General features: G+C 42.9%; 1 protein-coding gene. It reads left to right on the top strand.

Annotated elements, in window-relative coordinates:
• Positions 1-12 precede the first annotated feature (12 nt).
• Positions 13-618: ABC transporter permease (locus tag AC1DUA_RS39945; RefSeq protein WP_477504922.1), on the top strand; the 606-nt coding region annotated here is incomplete at its 3' end.

The raw sequence follows: 618 nt of genomic DNA, 5'->3' as shown, positions 1-618 counted from the left end.
GAGTATAGATGCATGAAAAAAACGTACTTATTATTACTATTGCTGCCAGGCGTCTTATTCCTGACGGTTTTCATGGTAGTTCCGATCCTTCTTACGATAGGTTCGACCTTTTTCGATAAAGGAACATTTACCTTTGCAGGGTATTTAAATTTTTTCAAAGACCCGTACTTTCTCAAAATTGTGTGGACGACGCTGCGTGTTAGTTTGGTAACCACGATTCTCTGTATCCTACTTGGGTTTCCGGTAGCTTATTTTATATCCAAACAGGGTCCGAGAYAGAAGGCTATTCTGCTTGCGCTGGCTATTTTTCCGTTACTGACAAGCTCTGTCGTTAGGTCATTCAGTTGGATGATTATTTTAGGCAAAAAAGGATTACTCAACAACGCCCTGATCGCGATCGGCCTCATTAAGGAACCACTGGATATTTTGTACACGCCAGCGGCTATGATGATTGGCCTTATCCACTTGTTTTTACCGCTCATTCTTATTACGTTGGTCGGTGTTCTTGAGAATATAGATCCGGATCTGATCAAAGCGGCGGAGAGCTTGGGAGCTAACCGCTTCAAAGCTTTCGTTAAGGTCATTGTGCCACTCAGCGTTCCCGGATTAATCATAGGA

Source organism: Paenibacillus sp. 01T422, from assembly GCF_056398785.1.
The sequence above is the reverse complement of the archived record's forward strand: the minus strand, read 5'-3'. Positions and strand labels throughout refer to the sequence as shown.